Source organism: Streptococcus sp. 11273D007BT (assembly GCF_053547195.1).
This window is the reverse complement of sequence record NZ_JBPWPE010000001.1, coordinates 1,137,433-1,155,469: the sequence shown is the minus strand read 5'-3', so window position 1 is coordinate 1,155,469 and position 18,037 is coordinate 1,137,433. Positions and strand designations below refer to the sequence as shown.

Annotated in this window: 19 protein-coding genes and 1 pseudogene; 18 read left to right on the top strand and 2 right to left on the bottom strand. The window is 35.6% G+C overall.

All coding sequences use genetic code 11. The features are described from left to right. The first annotated feature begins 266 nt into the window (after positions 1-266). The 14 genes and pseudogenes from mobV to ACEE75_RS05865 all read left to right on the top strand — a co-directional run bounded on the left by mobV (position 267) and on the right by ACEE75_RS05865 (position 11,634). Entirely contained in the window at positions 267-1,232 is a 966-nt protein-coding gene (gene mobV / locus ACEE75_RS05930) for a MobV family relaxase (RefSeq protein WP_001820668.1), read from the top strand. Between the two features lie 8 nt (positions 1,233-1,240). Next, positions 1,241-2,095 (top strand): ParB/RepB/Spo0J family partition protein, encoded by an 855-nt coding sequence (locus ACEE75_RS05925; RefSeq protein WP_000743700.1) that lies wholly within the window; start codon positions 1,241-1,243, stop codon positions 2,093-2,095. Between the two features lie 45 nt (positions 2,096-2,140). Then, positions 2,141-2,371 carry a YdbC family protein gene (locus ACEE75_RS05920; RefSeq protein WP_001206986.1) on the top strand — a complete coding sequence of 77 codons (231 nt, stop codon included), beginning with the start codon at positions 2,141-2,143 and terminating at the stop codon, positions 2,369-2,371. Positions 2,372-2,510: 139 nt separating this feature from the next. Then, a pseudogene (locus ACEE75_RS05915) lies at positions 2,511-2,731 on the top strand (recombinase family protein); the annotation flags it as partial. A gap of 48 nt (positions 2,732-2,779) precedes the next feature. Continuing rightward, positions 2,780-3,856 (top strand): DUF3991 domain-containing protein, encoded by a 1,077-nt coding sequence (locus ACEE75_RS05910; protein WP_449164868.1) that lies wholly within the window; start codon positions 2,780-2,782, stop codon positions 3,854-3,856. A gap of 53 nt (positions 3,857-3,909) precedes the next feature. After that, on the top strand, positions 3,910-4,137 hold the full coding sequence (locus tag ACEE75_RS05905; protein ID WP_002935073.1) for a DUF5965 family protein: 228 nt from the start codon (positions 3,910-3,912) through the stop codon (positions 4,135-4,137). Continuing rightward, a complete protein-coding gene (locus ACEE75_RS05900) occupies positions 4,134-4,523 on the top strand; it encodes a DUF5945 family protein (RefSeq protein ID WP_002935071.1) in 390 nt (129 codons plus the stop codon). Before ACEE75_RS05905 ends, ACEE75_RS05900 begins: the two co-directional genes overlap by 4 nt. Positions 4,524-4,572: 49 nt before the next feature. Then, positions 4,573-4,863: a hypothetical protein gene (locus ACEE75_RS05895; protein ID WP_002935069.1), complete on the top strand. Its 291-nt coding sequence runs from the start codon at positions 4,573-4,575 to the stop codon at positions 4,861-4,863. Between the two features lie 69 nt (positions 4,864-4,932). After that, complete coding sequence (gene pezA, locus ACEE75_RS05890) at positions 4,933-5,409, top strand: type II toxin-antitoxin system antitoxin PezA (RefSeq protein ID WP_002935067.1); 477 nt, start codon at positions 4,933-4,935, stop codon at positions 5,407-5,409. Continuing rightward, positions 5,409-6,176 carry a type II toxin-antitoxin system toxin PezT gene (pezT, locus tag ACEE75_RS05885; protein ID WP_002935066.1) on the top strand — a complete coding sequence of 256 codons (768 nt, stop codon included), beginning with the start codon at positions 5,409-5,411 and terminating at the stop codon, positions 6,174-6,176. Before pezA ends, pezT begins: the two co-directional genes overlap by 1 nt. A 35-nt stretch (positions 6,177-6,211) precedes the next feature. Then, positions 6,212-8,719, top strand: coding sequence for a Spaf_1101 family AAA-like ATPase (locus ACEE75_RS05880; RefSeq protein ID WP_002935064.1), 2,508 nt, complete (start codon positions 6,212-6,214; stop codon positions 8,717-8,719). A gap of 334 nt (positions 8,720-9,053) precedes the next feature. Further along, on the top strand, positions 9,054-9,413 hold the full coding sequence (locus ACEE75_RS05875; protein WP_002935059.1) for an SAG1252 family conjugative relaxosome accessory protein: 360 nt from the start codon (positions 9,054-9,056) through the stop codon (positions 9,411-9,413). Positions 9,414-9,422: 9 nt separating this feature from the next. Continuing rightward, on the top strand, positions 9,423-9,788 hold the full coding sequence (mobC, locus tag ACEE75_RS05870) for a plasmid mobilization relaxosome protein MobC (protein WP_018163914.1): 366 nt from the start codon (positions 9,423-9,425) through the stop codon (positions 9,786-9,788). After that, entirely contained in the window at positions 9,775-11,634 is a 1,860-nt protein-coding gene (locus ACEE75_RS05865; RefSeq protein ID WP_024394872.1) for an SAG1250 family conjugative relaxase, read from the top strand. The genes mobC and ACEE75_RS05865 overlap by 14 nt, the downstream gene beginning before the upstream one ends. A 122-nt stretch (positions 11,635-11,756) precedes the next feature. Here the strand turns inward: ACEE75_RS05865 and ACEE75_RS05860 are convergent, their stop codons facing one another. Next, the gene (locus ACEE75_RS05860; RefSeq protein ID WP_002935054.1) at positions 11,757-13,112 is read right to left on the bottom strand and encodes a sensor histidine kinase; all 1,356 of its coding nucleotides are present in this window, start codon (positions 13,110-13,112) and stop codon (positions 11,757-11,759) included. 15 nt (positions 13,113-13,127) lie between these two features. Then, the gene (locus tag ACEE75_RS05855; protein ID WP_002935052.1) at positions 13,128-13,826 is read right to left on the bottom strand and encodes a response regulator transcription factor; all 699 of its coding nucleotides are present in this window, start codon (positions 13,824-13,826) and stop codon (positions 13,128-13,130) included. A 354-nt stretch (positions 13,827-14,180) separates the two neighbouring features. Between ACEE75_RS05855 and ACEE75_RS05850 the strand changes: the two genes are divergently transcribed. The 4 genes from ACEE75_RS05850 to ACEE75_RS05835 all read left to right on the top strand — a co-directional run bounded on the left by ACEE75_RS05850 (position 14,181) and on the right by ACEE75_RS05835 (position 18,025). After that, complete coding sequence (locus ACEE75_RS05850) at positions 14,181-14,336, top strand: lacticin 481 family lantibiotic (protein WP_002935049.1); 156 nt, start codon at positions 14,181-14,183, stop codon at positions 14,334-14,336. A gap of 28 nt (positions 14,337-14,364) precedes the next feature. Continuing rightward, the gene (locus ACEE75_RS05845; protein WP_002935048.1) at positions 14,365-14,520 is read left to right on the top strand and encodes a lacticin 481 family lantibiotic; all 156 of its coding nucleotides are present in this window, start codon (positions 14,365-14,367) and stop codon (positions 14,518-14,520) included. A 538-nt stretch (positions 14,521-15,058) separates the two neighbouring features. Beyond that, complete coding sequence (locus tag ACEE75_RS05840) at positions 15,059-15,226, top strand: lacticin 481 family lantibiotic (protein WP_074391117.1); 168 nt, start codon at positions 15,059-15,061, stop codon at positions 15,224-15,226. 18 nt (positions 15,227-15,244) lie between these two features. Beyond that, positions 15,245-18,025, top strand: coding sequence for a type 2 lanthipeptide synthetase LanM family protein (locus ACEE75_RS05835; protein ID WP_024394871.1), 2,781 nt, complete (start codon positions 15,245-15,247; stop codon positions 18,023-18,025). The last annotated feature ends 12 nt before the right edge of the window (positions 18,026-18,037 follow it).

Here is an 18,037-nt window from a genome sequence, read left to right as displayed (position 1 = left end):
CGTTCCCTCTGGACTCCCTTAAGGCAGGGCTGTGCCCTGCTATCCTACGCCTTACGGCTTCGGATAAAAGAATGGCGGCATGACGGTGACGGCTCTTGCGAGGGGGGTATCCCAAAAACACCGTCATCATCGACATGACCGTCATGCAGGGGGTGAGGGTGACAGTTGCGGCAGTCGGCAGGGGGTATCCCAAAACTGCTGTCACCACCGTCACCGCTGTCACCCCAAAGGACGGTCACCCGCCGAAAGAAAGGAGGAATCCGCCTATGCCTTATGCAATCCTGCGTTTCCAGAAACGAAAAGCGGGCGGCGTTGCGGCTTGTGAACGCCACAACGAGCGGAAGAAAGAAGCCTACAAAAGCAACCCAGATATAGATATGGAACGCTCTAAAAACAATTACCATCTCATAGCACCACCAAAGTACACCTACAAGAAAGAGATTAACCGCATGGTAGCCGAAGCGGGGTGCAGGACAAGGAAAGACAGCGTGATGATGGTGGAAACGCTCATCACAGCTTCACCAGAATTTATGAACCAGTTACCGCCCGAAGAACAAAAAGCGTATTTCCAGACGGCTCTTGACTTCATTTCGGAGCGTGTTGGAAAGCAGAATATCCTCTCCGCTGTCGTCCATATGGACGAGAGAACGCCCCATATGCACCTCTGCTTTGTGCCGATTACGCCAGACAATAAGCTGTCAGCGAAAGCTATCTTAGGCAACCAGAAATCATTATCCGAGTGGCAGACCGCCTACCATGAGCGGATGTCCTCACGGTGGAATCAGCTTGAACGGGGGCAGTCCTCAATGGAAACCAAGCGGAAACACGTCCCCACATGGCTCTATAAATTAGGCGGCAGGCTTGATAAACAGTATGAAGAAATCGTGTCTGCCCTATCCGACATCAACGCCTTTAACGCAGGGAAGAAAAGGGATAAAGCGTTAGATTTACTCTCTGCATGGCTGCCAGACGTGGAGAAATTCTCTAAGGAAATCGGGAAACAGCAGGCGTATATCGACAGTTTGAAAGAGAGAATTGGGCAGGAATCAGACTATGCGGGGCGTATGCGTGATGAAAAGTACGAGCAGGAACTAAAGGTGCAGAAAGCGAATCAGAAGATATTTGAATTGCAGAGAACCAACGAGCAGATGGGGCGGCTGCTGTCAAAAATACCGCCCGAAGTGTTGGAAGAATTGCAGAAAAATCATAGAAGCAGAGCGAAAGAAAGGTAGATATGTGAATGAAGAAACAGGATTTTAAGGTGTTAAAGACCAAAGACTTGTACCCGTTCCCCGACAATCCGTTTCATGTGGCAGAAGATGAAACACTGTCAGAGTTAGCGGAAAGCATCAAGGAATTTGGCATTGTCACGCCGATAATCACACGCCCGAAAGAGGACGGGGACGGTTATGAAGTGATTGCAGGACAGCGGCGTGTCCGTGCTTCTGAACTTGCAGGGATAAATACCGTGCCTGCGTTTGTCCTGCCCTTAGACCGTGACCGAGCCATCATCACCCTTGTAGACAGCAATTTGCAGCGTGAGAATATCCTGCCATCGGAGCGGGCGTTTGCTTACAAGATGAAATCCGAAGCCATGAAGCGGCAGGGTTTCCGCACAGACTTAACCTCGTCACAAGTTGTGACGAAGTTGCGGACGGACGACAAGGTGGCACAGGGCTTCGGCGTGGGCAGGATGACCGTGCAGCGTTTTATCCGCCTGACGGAACTGATACCGCCGATTTTGCAGATGGTGGACGAGGGGAAAATCGCCCTCACGCCTGCGGTGGAACTGTCCTTCTTGAAGAAAGACGAGCAGGAAAACCTCTTTGCCACGATGGAGAGCGAAGAAGCAACGCCCTCACTCTCACAGGCACAGCGGATGAAACAGTTAAGCCAGAGCGGGCGGCTTGACATGGATACGATATTTGCGATTATGACGGAGGAAAAGGGCAACCAGAAAGAAACCTTGAAAATCAACACAAGCAAGCTGAAAAAATACTTTCCGAAGAACACAACGCCGAAGCAGATGGAGGAAACCATCATCAAACTTTTGGAGCGTGAGTTGCAGAGGAAACGCAACCGTGACAGCCGCTAATCTTCTTTTTTCGGGAAGTAAATACAGAGAGTTGAGGTATGGAGAATGAGAGAAATCCAGTATGAAATCGTAAAGGAAATCGCAGTATTGTCTACGGGCGACAGTGGCTACACAAAGGAAATCAATCTCATTTCATGGAATGGGAAAGAGCCGAAGTATGACATCCGCAGCTTTTCCCCGAACCGTGAAAAGTGCGGCAAGGGAATCACGCTGAACGCTGATGAAGCGGCGGCACTCCTTAAAGCATTACAGAAAGAATTAAACAGCGAGGATTAATGGTATCTGATTGGCAGGGCGGGGACATTTCCAAACTCTTCCCTGCCCTGTCTGGAAAGGAAGATTTAAGTATGGGCGAGGATAAGAAAGCAGATAAAAAGAGAAAGCGTATCGTGCCAAAAGCACCAGTGCAGATGATATCATACCTACAAAACGGTGGGCAGCAATGCCCGCTAAAAATTGTACGGTGTGCGGCGTTGAATATGTCCCGGGCTCTGGTGCATCAAGGTATTGTCCTGCTTGTGCCAAGAAGATACGGAGGGAGAAATCAAACGAGAGCAAACGCAGGAGCAGAGAACAGAAAAGGATAGCATGTATGAACTGTCCGCAAAAAATGACCGACTGAACTACAACAAGTGAGAACAACTAGCAGGAGACATTCTTCTGCTTTTTTTATAGGGAGACAAGATGACACGAATTAAAGCAGTAAAACAAAAGGCCATTTTAAATGTGGCTGAAAGTCTGGGTTATTCCTTCAGACGTTTATCAGGACACATTTATGAACACCCAGACCATGATTCCTTTCGGATTTTTGCGGATACCAATACTTTCAAATGGTTTTCAAGAGATATACAAGGGGATGTGATAGACTTTGTTCAATTAGTGGCAGGCGTTACTTTCAAAGAGGCTGTATCCTATCTTGAAACTGGGGATTTTGAACAAGCTAAGTTGATAGAAGAAACTTATCAACCGTTTCAATATTATTTGCATGAAGAACCCTTTCAGCAAGCACTTACTTACTTGAATGAAGTTCGTGGCCTAAGTGATGAGACTATAAATACCTTTGGTAGACAAGGATTGCTTGCTCAAGCTACTTATCATTCGGAGTCAGCATTAGTGTTTAAAAGCTTTGACCATAATGGGATCTTACAGGCCGCAAGCCTTCAAGGTCTCGTCAAAAATGAAGAAAAGCACGATCGAGGTTATCTCAAAAAAATCATGAAAGGATCTCATGGCCATGTCGGTATTAGTTTCGATATTGGGGATCCTAAGCGACTCATTTTTTGTGAATCAGTTATCGATATGATGAGTTATTATCAGCTTTACCAAAAGCAATTATCCGATGTTCGCCTGATTTCAATGGAAGGTTTAAAACTTTCTGTGATTGCTTATCAGACCTTGCGTCTAGCAGCAGAGGAACAGGGGAAATTGGCATTTCTAGATACAGTAAATCCAAGCAGACTTAGTCATTATCTTCAGGCAATACAAGAGACGACAACCTTCTACCAAACTCATTCAAATGCATTAACATTGGCTGTTGATAACGATGAGGCAGGAAGAGAATTTTGTCAGAAACTGTCAGATAAAGGACTTCCGCTTTCTCAAGATTTACCACCATTGCAAGGACTTGAAACAAAGTCAGATTGGAATGATATTGTGAAACAGCAGAGTGAACTATCCTTAAGTGATTGTATCCAAACAGCCCAAGCACAAGTTAATAAGAATCATCCTCCACCTAAACGAGAGCGTGCTATGGAATTGTGATAACAAAATCAAGTCCACTATCATAATCTAGAAAGTGACAAGGAGGACACCCTATGAGTGTGATTGAACGTCTGGCTGAAAAAGTAGCTAGACAAGAAGAAAAAGTCTCACGTGAGACTGAGAAATTGGAACACTATCGAGACCAACTACAAACAGCTATGTACAGTACCTTTATCAAACGGCAACAATCTAGTCAGTTGTCATTTCATGAAGCACTAGAGCAAGCCTTTGGTAAAGAAACCACACTACACTCAGATTACAGAAATGAGGATATAAAATGAGTAAAACTTGGAATTTTGATCAGCCACTAGATGATGTGAAACCAACATCTTCCCATGAAGAACGAGCAAAAATTGCAGCACTTTTCCATAAACAGGATGAAAAACCAATTGAAGAAGTAGATTATGTGGCTGCTTTTGAACAGCAACAAAAGGAGTCAGAATCTAAAGATGTACAAACGCTCGCATCAACCGTTAAACAAAGTCAGCCGAAGAAGGTAAATATCACAAGTGACTATAAACAACACTTGGCTGATACCATTGCACAAAACAACAAGGATATTTCCGCCTGTCAGAAGCAAATTGAAGAACTTCATCAATTGATTGATGAAAAGAAAATCCAAAATAAAAAGTTGCAGGCTATTTCAGTAGCCATTGATGATTTATAAGTCAGGTAGTCCTATGAAGGCTACCTTTTTACAATTGAAGGAGAAGATAATGAAATTTTTTCAAAAGAAAAAACAGAACCAGGATCAATTTAAACGACTGATTCATCGACTATCTGAGATGTCAGATACTGAACTAACCAAAGTAGAACAACTCCTAGATGTGGTTTTTGATACAAATTTTAAGCCTGATAAGAACGTTGAATTATCTCAAAGCGTTATAACCGATGAGGAACAAAGTCTTGATAAGTCGATCCAAGAAGCGAAAAATAAACTTAAGACGGAACAACTGGAGAAACGAATCGAACAGTTTAAGCAGGCGAAGAAACCTAAAAACGGATAACGCACCATATTTGGTGCGTTATCCGTTTTTTATGGTATAATGAAAGCAAATATGAGGAGGTCTTTATCTATGATTGGAGACAATATCAAGTCGCTACGCCGAACACATGATTTAACACAACCAGAATTTGCGAAAATGGTTGGTATTTCACGCAATAGCTTAAGTCGTTATGAAAATGGGACTAGTACAGTTTCAACTGAACTCATCGACCGTATTTGTCAGAAATTTAACGTTTCTTATGTCGATATTGTAGGGGAGGATAAGATGTTAACACCTGTTGAAGATTACCAACTGACTTTAAAAGTAGAAGTGATAAAAGAACGTGGAGCTGCCATTTTATCACAGCTTTATAGATACCAGGATAGTCAAGATATTGCTTTTGATGATGAATCCAACCCTTGGATTTTGATGAGTGATGACTTGGCCGAATTGATTAACACAAAAATTTACCTTGTCGATACTTTCGATGAAATAGAGCGTTACAATGGCTATTTAGACGGTATCGAGCGGATGTTAGACATGGTGCATCATCGGGTGGTGGCTTAATGAGGTTGGAAGAATTCAGTGAGGCTGAGTTTCAGAAGGCCTTACAGCGAACCATTCGGGCCTTAACCCGAGGAAAGACGATTCCAGGTCAACCGAAAGCTATCTTGCTTGGTGGACAAAGCGGAGCAGGTAAGACGACTATTCATCGTATCAAGCAAAAAGAATTTCAAGGCAATATCATTATCATCGATGGTGATAGCTACCGTTCTCAGCATCCCAACTACTTAGCCCTGCAAGAAAAGTATGGCAAGGACAGCGTGGACTATACCAAGGGATTTGCAGGAAAAATGGTAGAGCATCTGGTTGACGGACTCAGCACGCAGGGGTATCACTTGCTGATTGAGGGAACTTTGCGAACCACTCAAGTTCCTCGTCAGACTGCTCAATTATTAGTATCAAAAGGCTACCAGGTTTCCTTAGCTGTGATTGGCACCAAACCAGAATTGTCCTATCTCAGTACTTTGATTCGTTACGAAGAGCTTTATGCCATCGATCCCAATCAGGCCAGAGCAACGCCAAAAGAACACCATGATGGGATTGTAGAGAACTTGGTTGATAACCTAAGGGAGTTAGAAAGAGAGCAACTCTTTGACCAGATTCAGATTTATCAAAGAGACAGGACTTGCATTTATGATTCTGCAATTGATGAAGGCTCCGCAGCAGAAGTGTTACAAGAGTGTCTCTTTGGAAAATGGAGCAAGGTAGAGGAGGAGATGGTGAAGGAGAGTGAACTCCTACTTAATGAATTACTTGAGAAAAATAAATAATTGATTTTAAAGATAATATTTTTTGGGGGTTAGAATTGCGAGGATTTAATAATAAGATAAAATCTGTTTATCGAGAATTAACAAATACCAAAGAGAAATTCGGTAGTTTTCATAAGACCTTGATTCATTTACATACACCTGTTTCTTATGATTATAAGCTATTTTCGAGCTGGACTTCAACGAAATATAGAAAAAGTACAGAAGATGAATTATTTGATATATTTTTCAAAAATAAGAAAATCAAAGTTGATAAAACAAAATTTTTTAGTAGCTTTGATAAAGTTGTCTTTTCTAGCCCAAAAGAGTACATTAGTTTTCTTTTGTTAGCAGAAGCTATCTTAAAAAATGAAATAGAAATAGTTGTAGTAACTGATCATAATACTACCAAAGGTATTAAAAAACTTCAAACAGCAGTTTCAATTATAACGAGAACCTATCCGACTTATAATATACATCCTCATATTTTACATGGAGTAGAAATTAGTGCAGCAGATAAGTTACATATTGTTTGTATATACGATCATGAAAAAGAATCTTGGGTTAATCAATGGTTATGTGAAAATATTATAAGTGAAAAAGATGGAAGTTATCAGCATTCGTTGACTATCATGAAAGATTTTAATAATCAAAACATAATTAACTACATTGCTCATTTCAATAGTTATAATATTTTGAAAAAAGGTTCTCACTTGTCGGGTGCATATAAGAGACAAGTTTTTACAAAAGAAAATACACGATTTATTGGTGTAAAAAATATAAATTCTGTTGAAGGATCGAAAAATCGTTTATTGACAGATTTTAATTGTGAACCAAATTTTTTATTAGATAATGATTCACATGATATTGATTCAGTCGGAAAGAATAATATGTGGATAAAAGGTGGAAAGATTTCTTTTAAAATGTTCCAAGAAGCTTTGCTTGATTACACTGTATCAGTAAGTTTATTTGAACCAAATTTTGAACAAAAGTCTTACATAAAAGGTTTATACATTCAAAGTCGTGGAGGCGATAGAAGTTTTCTTACAGGTGATAAGTTAGAAAAAGATAGAGACTTCTTTTTAACATTCTCACCATCTATGAACTGTTTAATTGGAGGGAGAGGTACAGGGAAAAGTACACTAATAGATATGTTACAATTTGTACTTTCTCAGGATTGCGACAAGCAGAGTAAATTAGAATTCCTATGTAACCATGCAAATGCTTTTGTACTCTATGTTTTAGAGGATGCTGAATATATCATTGAGGTTAGTTTGCCAGATGTCTTGCAGGAAAATAAGGACAATATCTTACAATATTATGGGCAAAATCGTGAGAATAGGTATGGATATCCTTATAACTACAATTCTGACTCTATCAAAGAGTGGACACGCTCTCAATATACGAAAGTATACAAAGTTGAGGGAAAATTTTTCAAATTAGTTGATAAAACTAGAATATTAGAAAAAATGTTTGATAGGAGATATTCTGTTAATGAGTTGGTTAGAACAGCGGATGGAGAAAAAATTACAGAATTTATTTCCGACTTAATGCTAAAAAATAAAAATTTACCGAGACCAAACTATGGTTTAAGAACTCAGACTCTAGAATCATTCGAAGCTAAACTACAGGAACTTGATAAATATAGGAGAGTTCGTAAGGATTCAATACTCAAAATAATTGATGATTTCAATCAAACTCAAGTTGGTAAGTTAAGAATCTGTTATGAGCAAATTGATAGATGGGAAGTACCAGATTTTGAAAGCACTCTTTTCAAAAGTAATTCAACTCTCAATTTCTCATTTGAAAATTATAGAATTAGTAAGCGGGATGTTGCAGATATTCTATACCTTGTTTATCAGGAGTTAGGAATAAAAGGATTTGTTAACGTTATTTTGAAACAAAATATTCCTAATAGGTATTTTATATTATTAAAAAATATTTCTGAGGAGAATTTTGCAAAACATGAGAATAAGTGGAGAAATAATTCCGAGATTAATGATTCTAACATACCCTATTTAAAAACTAGTATTTATTCTTTAATCGCAAATAGTAGTTTACTAGATGAGTTAAAGAGAGTGCTAAAAGAACATGTAGCCAATGAAAGACTTTTTTTGGAGTTTAACATTAACTCAAAAGAAACATCACAACATCTTGACATTCTTTATAAAGAAGTTAGTGTATTAAGTTTGGGTCAAAAAGTTGTAGCGATGTTAGATTTTTTACTAGCATATAGTGATTATTCAAAGGATTTCAGACCATTAATTATTGATCAACCTGAAGATAATTTGGATAACCGCTATATATACAGACATTTAGTTCAACAGTTTAGAGACGTGAAAGCTCAACGACAAATTATTTTAGCAACCCATAATGCGACAATTGTAACAAATTCCATGACCGATCAAGTGGTAATTATGGAATCAGATGGGGCTCATGCTTGGATTGAATCACAGGGATATGTTAGTGAAAAATTTATAAAAAACCATATTATCAATCAATTGGAAGGTGGAAGAGACTCATTTAAACATAAGATGTCCATATATGAGACAGCTCTTTCTGAATAATATAAGGAAATGAAAAGTAGGTTAGAAATATCCTACTTTTTGTTTTGTGATACTTTTTCCAAATCACCTCTATTATCCTAATATCATTCCTAAGAAAATCAAGTGTTGATTTTCTACTGGGGGTTTGGGGGCGAAGCCACCAAGTTATCTTATCGTCAGCTATCAAAACTCAAAGGTTTTGGTCAGCTGGCGATATGATTTTGGGGATATTGTGGACACAATATCTGAGCTCGCAAAGACCGAACAAGGAGAGAGTGAAGTCTTTAGGAAGCGTACTGACAATGTGAGGCAGCCTTACATTGTCAGACAAATATCATGTTGAAAGGATAGTAGGATGGGACAAGAAATTAAGTTAATCCGTAAGCAATTTAGAATCACGAGACAAGAAGAAAAACAGATAAAAGAAATGATGAGGGAACAAAAAGTGGGTAGTTTCTCAGAATTTCTTCGTCAAAATTTGTTGAAAAAGAATTATCAGGATAGAATTTTTGAAAGTTGGTTTTCCCTTTGGCAGTCTCAAAAGTTTGAACAAATTAGTCGAGATGTGCATGAAGTTCTAGTTGTCGCAAGAGAAAATCACCAAGTGACTCAAGAACACGTTTCAATCTTATTGACCTGCGTTCAAGAATTGATTGCGGAAGTCAATCAAGTACAGCCACTCAGTCGTGAGTTTCGTGAAAAATATATGAGATAGGGGGCTACTATGGTTTATCGTTATCGTACCAATCTCAAAAAAGTATTTCTAACAGATTCAGAATTACATCAATTGAATGAACGGATTGCTAAGAGTCATTGTCAAAATTTCTCAGTATATGCTAGAAAAGTGTTGCTGAATCCCAATATGTCATTTGTCACCATTAACACGGATACCTATGACCAGTTAGTATTTGAATTGAGACGGATTGGAAATAACATTAATCAAATTGCGCGTGCGATTAATCAAAGTCATCTGATTTCTCAAGAACAGTTACAAGAATTAAGTAAAGGAGTTAGTGAGTTGATTACTGGAGTGGAGAAAGAATTTCAAGTGGAAGTGAAGAGACTGAGGGAGTTTCATGGTAGTCACTAAACACTTTGCAACGCACGGGAAAAAATACCGTAGGCGTCTGATTAAGTATATCCTCAATCCCGGTAAAACAGACAATTTGAAATTGGTATCTGATTTTGGCATGAGCAATTACTTAGACTTTCCTAGCTATGAAGAAATGGTAGAAATGTACAATGTCAACTTTACCAATAACGACAAGTTGTACGAATCTAGAAATGACCGACAAGAAAAACACCAACAAAATATTCATGCCCATCACCTCATACAATCATTTTCTCCCGAGGATAATCTGACACCTGAAGAAATTAACCGCATTGGTTATGAGACCATGATGGAATTAACAGGAGGTCGTTTTCGTTTCATCGTAGCGACTCATACAGACAAAGATCATGTTCATAATCACATCCTAATCAATGCTATTGACCGCAATTCAGATAAAAAGTTGATATGGAATTATGCCTTGGAACGAAACCTTCGCATGATTTCAGATCGCATTTCTAAAATGGCTGGAGCGAAAATTATTGAGAAGCGTTTCTCTTACCGTGACTACCAAAAATATAGGAAGATTAGTCATAAATTTGAATTGAAGCAGCGCCTTTATTTTTTGATGCAACAGTCAAAGTCCTTTGATGATTTTTTAGAAAAAGCAGAGCAGCTACATGTTCATATTGATTTTAGTCAGAAGCATAGTCGATTCATGATGACAGATAGATCCATGACAAAGCCAATTCGAGGACGCCAACTCAGTAAACGAGAGCTATATGATGAAGACTTTTTCCGTACATATTTTGCCAAGCTAGAGATTGAAAATCGATTAGAATTTTTGTTGAACCGTGTTAATTCTTTGGAAAAGTTACTGACAAAAGCGAAAGAATTGAATCTAACCATTGACTTAAAACAAAAGAATGTAACCTTCATACTTGAAAAAAATGGAAAGCAGATATGTCTGAATCATAAAAAAATAAGTGACAAGAAATTATATGATGTCAATTTTTTTCAAGATTACTTTAAAAATAAGGAAGTAGGTGATTCAGGAGGATTAGAGAATTTAAAGGAGCAGTACCATGCTTTTCAAGAAGAACGAGATAAGGATAAGGTATCCACTAAAGAGATTGAGGAAGCCTTTGAGACATTTAAGGAAACACGAGATGCCGTTCACGAATTTGAAGTGGAACTTGCAGGACACCAAATAGAGAAGTTAGTTGATGAGGGCGTTTATATCAAGGTGTCTTTTGGTGTAAAGCAGAGCGGTTTTATTTTCATTCCTAACTATCAATTAGATATTCTTGAAGAAGAGAATCAGACAAAATATAAAGTCTATATCCGTGAGACAACCTCATACTTTATCTATAACAAAGAACATTCGGATAAGAATCAGTATATAAAAGGACGAACCTTGATTAGACAGCTAACCAACGATAGTCGAGCAATACCATACAGACGACCGACTGTTGAAAGACTTCAAGAAAAGATTACTGAGATTAACCTCTTGATTGAGTTAACAGAGACAGACAAAAGATACCAAGACGTTAAAGACGAACTGGTCGCAGAAATAGCAGAGCTAGATGTCAAACTAAATCAAACCAATGAAAAAATCGCCACCTTGAATAAGATGGCGGAAGTGCTTATCAACCTAAAGAGTGATGATCCGAATAGTCGAAAACTAGCAAGGTATGACTTTTCAAAACTAAATTTGACAGAATCAATTACACTAGAACAAGTGACTGAAGAAATTAAGCTATTACAAGAAAAATTTAGCTTATATCTGGATGAGTATGAAGGGCTGGTAAGTAGAATAGAAAGGTTTGTAAAAATTCTTAATACAGATATAGACTTGAAATTCCAAGAGAATGTCTCACTAGAATAAACTATTACCTATAGGTTTAATTAATAAAAATCAAGGAGAGTTTTTGCTATAAAAAATAAGGAAGAAATCTATCGAAAGAATTGATAATTGGGCGATTGATAAAGGTATCCTCAAAAATATCTTCAACCAATACTATCTAAAGTAATAGTAGTTTGGAAGTATTCTCCCTGTTGACTAGATATAAACATATCACCACCATGCAAATCAACAATTTGCTTAGTAATTTTTAAGCCTATACCACTCCTACGAACTCCAGAAATATCAAAATTAAATTCTTCAATTTTATTGATATTGTTAAGTCTATCCACAGATGTTCCCACTCCATTATCTAGTATAGTAATTGAAAATCTGTCATTGGTCAGAGATTTAAGAATAATCTGAATATCACATCCAGAGGGGTTATGTAAAACAGAATTGTAAATCAAATTATGGATTATCCTAGAAACAAGAGATTTTTCGACATACATTTTTTTGTTATATAAATTTTCATCGGCAGTAAATTCAAAATTGAAATCGTGCCAAATTTCTTGATTAATAATTTGAATGATTATATCTTTAAAAAATGGAATAATATAAATAATTTCTTGTTTCAATATCAGATTTCCGTTTGTTAATCTAGCAAATATATTTAGGTCATTGAGAAGGTTCTGGATATAATGACTTTCAACTAAAGTAGGAGTTAAATATTTGAGTAGAGTGTCGTTATCAGTTTTCTCAATGGCTAAAGATATGTTGGATACAATAACTGAAAGAGGAGTTTTTATGTCGTGTGCAATTCCAGAAATCCAATCTTCTTTAAACTCTTCATTTTCACGAAGTTTCTGATTGGCAGAATTAATGGCGAATGTTAATTTATCTAGTTCTTTTACTGATTTAACTTGTGTATTTACACCGTTCGGTAATTTTACAATTGCAGAAATAATTGGCTTGATATTTCTATCTAGAAAAGTAATACTATAAATGTATAAAATTAAGCAAAATAATATGTTAGCAAAAATAATTGATAGGATAATGATGGGAAAAATTTGAATCCTGCTCAAATCAAAATAATTATTACTATAGCGAATAATACTATCTTTCGGGAATGCAATAATATATATATCCTGATCATTTTCTTTTATTTGAGTAAATACAGGATAGTCTTTTAAATAAAATCTGGAGAAACGAATAACATCTGCAAAATCAAATTGATTAGCTATATCTTTAGGTTTATCAATATTAAATTTTTCTTTTCCACTATTTTTGTCAATAATCATAATCCATAAGTTATTATTATCGATTAATTCTTTGGCTTTTTGACTGACAGTATAATTACCATCAGATAAAACAATTTCTGATGATACTGTTTCTATAATGTTGGAGGCAGACTGTTGGCTACGTATATAGTTTGCTGCTACAGTTAGAAGTACTATATCAACCATTATGATGAAAATAAACGATAAAATAAATTTTAATATATTCTTTTTGAAAATATTCATAAGATCTCTTATTGTTTAAATAGCAAGTTTATATCCAAGCCCTTTAACGGTAATTAGATGCTTTGGCTTGGAAGGTATAATTTCGATTTTTTCTCGAATATTGCGTATATGGACCATTAAGGATTTTTCATATCCAAAGCTATCTAATCCCCAAATAGTATCACATATTGTCTCTGTGGAAACGATGTAATTTTTGTTGGTAAATAGCTTTCTAAGAATTTGAATTTCAGTAGGGGTCAGTGAAAAATTTTGATTACTTTTTTTTACGCTTGCATTATTCAAGTCAATTGTGCAATCTGTTAATTCAATGAGTTCAGATTCATCTCGGTAAGCTCTTCTCAACAATGCCATTATACGGTAAGTTAAAGATTTAGGTAAAAATGGCTTTGTAACATAGTCATCTCCTCCTGAGTCAAGCCCATTTATTTCATCATCAGGATTATTTTTAGCAGTTAAGAATAGAATTGGGACATCAGATGTCTTTCTTACATATTTGGAAAGTAAATAGCCTTCACCATCTGGTAACATGACATCTAGAATAATTAAATCAATTTGAGATACTGAAAAAATATCAATACCTTCGCTAATACTATAAGCAAAACTAATATTTTTGAAGCCACGACTCATGAGCACTTCTTTGATTGATTCGCTTAATGCGATGTCATCATCCACAATTAGTATATGTTTATTCAACAATTGTATTTCAAAACCCATACTTTTACCTCCAATGTTTATATAAATTATATCATACAATAAAGTTATCGGGTTTATTTAGCCTTACTCAGAATGAAAATATAATAAGCATACAAATATTTTATGACTTGACAATCATATAATAAAGATTGAAATAATATTTAATGTTGTAATTCGAAAAATAAAACAAGTTATAGATAAAAATATATTATTTCAAGGGCCTCACTAACTAAATTAAAATATTTGGAGATTAAAAATCTTAAAGTTAAATTTATGTTTTCTTTATACAGACTTTAAGATACTCCTGTAAGATGAACTTGTAACAAAGAAGATATCGATATTGTCGGTAATAAAAAATAGAAAGAGGAAAATGTTATGAAAGATAACTATGAATTAATGAATACGATTCAAGAAGTAAGTCTTGAAGAGTTGGATCAGATTATTGGTGCTGGAAAAAATGGAGTTTTTAAAACTATCTCACATGAATGTCACATGAATTCATGGCAGTTTTTATTCACATGTTGCTCGTAAAAAAATTTTTCAAAGAGAGGCGACTAAAATGAAAAAAGATATTGAATTAATGAGTACGATTCAAGAAGTAAGTCTTGAAGAGTTGGATCAAATTATTGGTGCTGGAAAAAATGGGGTTTTTAAAACTATTTCGCATGAATGTCATATGAATTCATGGCAATTCCTATTTACGTGTTGTTCATAAATATATACATTTAGATATCTTTGAAGTTACGTAATGGAGGATTTCCTCTGACAATTTACAGACAGACTCAAAATTATTTTGGTCTGTCTTTTTTTGATAACGCTGGGCATGGCTACATTTAAGATGAAAGTACTCTGGGGACACCTGCTAGCGAGTAACCCAATAGGACTCAAAATGCTGACTATTATGAGGTGGCAAGGATAGGGAGGAATAGTGAAATGGTGGTTCTCTGAACAGAAATGTTATGTAAGGTATATATGGAGGATGAGAAGACCAAAAATTCTAAATACCTAGAAACCTACCTAGCAATGTGAGAGTTAGGGAGCTCATATCTTGTGTAAACGAGGAAAGATGCAGGACTTATCCCTAGAGGTCTCATGTGAAGTTGATCGTTGCCATAGAAGTGACGAATATTTTGTAATGTATAAATTTATTTAAAATTTATTATTTCTTAAACTTATCTTTAAGTAAGAGTACTAAAATTATCATATAGAGAAGTGCACTGACTAAACTAATATTAAAAAGAAGGTAAAAAATTATGAATGCGAAAACTAATAAAGAAATAAATTATGAAGCAGTTGCTACACTACAAGAAGTAAAAATCGATGATCTGGATATTCTTTTAGGAGGAGCAGGTCATGGTGTTAATACTATTTCTGCGGAATGTCGTTGGAATAGTTTACAGGCAATCTTCACATGTTGTTAGTTTTTGGAGGGGAACAGTATGGTGGGTAGCGAAATTTTGTACAACCAATTTAATACTTTTCAAAAAGTAGTTCTTGAAAGATACTTTCCAGAACTATTACTGGAGGATGGTGATATCATTGATGAGATTGGGAAAAAGATTTTAGATTATTATCGTCCGACGCTAATTTATTTAATAAATGAGAAGCGGATTGAAGGAAGTCTAGTAGGGTCTACACCAGAGATTCGTTATGACTTTTTTAATAATGTCTTATGTAGGAAAGGTATAATATTGGATGAGATTGAGCAACGTTTCCCAGAAATAAATCATCGCGTTGTACTCAGTATTCAAAAATATTTAAGTTTGGTTGAATTTGTAAAAAATACATTTATTTCTGACTTTTCAGAATTAGTAGCAAAAAAGTACATTAATAGTACGTGCGTGACTCCTAACATAAGTGATATCAAACTTAATGTTACTGGAGATATTCACAATGGTGACGGAGTATGTATTGTATCTTACCGAGGACAAAAGGTTGTATTAAAAAAGAAATCAGCTAAACCAAACATACTTTTGGCTCGATTAGATTCTAGAGTCAGTGCTTATCTAGATAAAGAAATTCATTTTATTCCTAGTTTTTTGAATAAAGGAAATTATTTTTGGGAAAAATTCGTAATTAGTAAGCCTATTAATTCAAAAAATGAAGCTGAGGAATTTTATCGTAGAATCGGTTATTTATTAGGATATTCCTACATTTTAAATATTTCAGACTTACATTTTGAAAATTTAATCTCTTCAAATCTTACACCTATTTTGGTTGATGTCGAAACAATTTTTTCTATCTCACCATTTGATACGTTGGTTGGTAATAAAGCAACATTTCATATTATAGAAAAAAGTAGAGACTCCGTACTTTCCACTGGTCTTCTTCCAATTGCTGACTCAGATGATGTTTTTGGCGGGGATACTAGTGGAGTTCTTGGGGGAACATTCTTTGGGGAAGTAAAAGTTGTTGTTAATCATAATCGGGATGACATCCGTATCGAAAAGAAAAAATATCAGATAAAAAATCAAGAACATTTACCCTATTTTCTTAATTCAGGAGGAGAGAAGCATTATCTTAATGCGGTAGAATATATTGAATTCATTAAAGAGGGATTCCGAGAATTGGGGAATTTTTTTGTCAAGGAAAAACAATACCTTAAAAATCTTTATTTAAATCATAGCGATATTCAGACTAGAATTTTATTTCGAAACACTAAGGATTATAGTTTAATACGACAATTACTAATATCTCCCGTATACTGCGATAAGTCGAAAGTGCTATTTGAAAAAATGTCAAATAAACTAAATGAATATGACTGTGATATGTTAATCCAGTCAGAAAAAAATCAGCTATTAAACATGGATATTCCATATTTTAGCACAAGCATTAATAGCTGTGATATTACAGATGGAGAGAGAAAAATTTGGAAATTAAAAATCTCAGCGTTAAATACGGCTCTTAAAAAGTTAGAGAGGCTTAGTGATGAATTAATTGAGGAACAGATTGATTTGATAGAATTTTCACTAAAAACTACACAAGCTTTGTATAGTACAGAGCTTCAAGAAGAATATAGAAAATATGACTGTACTAGTGTTGATGACGGTATATTAAATGAAGGTATTAATGCGTTAGTAGATATCATCTTGGATGATGAGAAATATTCATTGGAAGATGATAGTACAAATTGGTTAACTTTAAAAGTTAATGATCACGACGCTTTTGAATTAGTTCCAATGGATAATTCAGTATACGAAGGAATCGCTGGCATGGCTATTGCTTTATCTGAAGCTTATGATTTAGTTGATCCTTCTAGACAAGAGAGAATTATGGATTGTTTGAAGCGAATACTATCAACTTTATTAAATTTATATACTAAAATAGAAAATCCAACATACTTCGTTGGAAAATTAGGAGTTTTTTCTGCTATTTCTAGAATTAGCTTGATTACAGGTCAGAGACTTCCAGATGATATATTTAAAATTAGAGATCAATATTGTTTAAATTTAAATACATCGCAAGCTGATTTTTTATCAAGTTTTCCGAATGAAATTGTTGCATTCAGGAATACAGACACAAATATAGAGAATCTAGCTCAATCACTAGTTAAACTTAAAGAATTAGGTGTCAATAACAATGATTATATATGTTGGAATCGATTAGAAGCAAATAATGTCAGCCTTGCCCATGGGAATTTAGGAGTAGAAGTAGCCTTGTTGTTTTTAGCATATAAATCTAATCGTTCAGAGGCCTTAGATCTATTTAATAAGGCTAGAACTTTTGAAAATCAACAAAAACTAGGTGAAGGCTGGATTGATAAAAGGAATGGTGAAACAAGTGCGAATTGGTGCCACGGTTCTACAGGGGTATTAGTTGCAAGGTTGGCACAGCTGCAATTAAATGATAAATATAATATTTTATCTGATTCTGAGGTAGAAGAATTGAGAAGAGATGTAGAGCATGCTGTAAAACAAATTATTGAAATTGGTTTTGATATGACTAATTTTTCGCTGTGCCATGGTACCAGTGGAAATTTATTAGCTCTCAGTTATTATTTAAATTATATGGAGAATTGCCAGTCCAAAAAACTCAAAGGTATTGTAGATCGAGAATACAAAAAGTTACATTCATTTGGTTTAGAAAAAGGCTGGATGTGCAGCTTTAATACAAAATATAATGTTTATGGCTTAATGACTGGGATTCCAGGAATTTTGTTTTCTACAGCTAAATATCTAAAAGAAGATAAATCGCTTGATATTCTTATTCCTAGCGTATGAGTTACAGAAAGG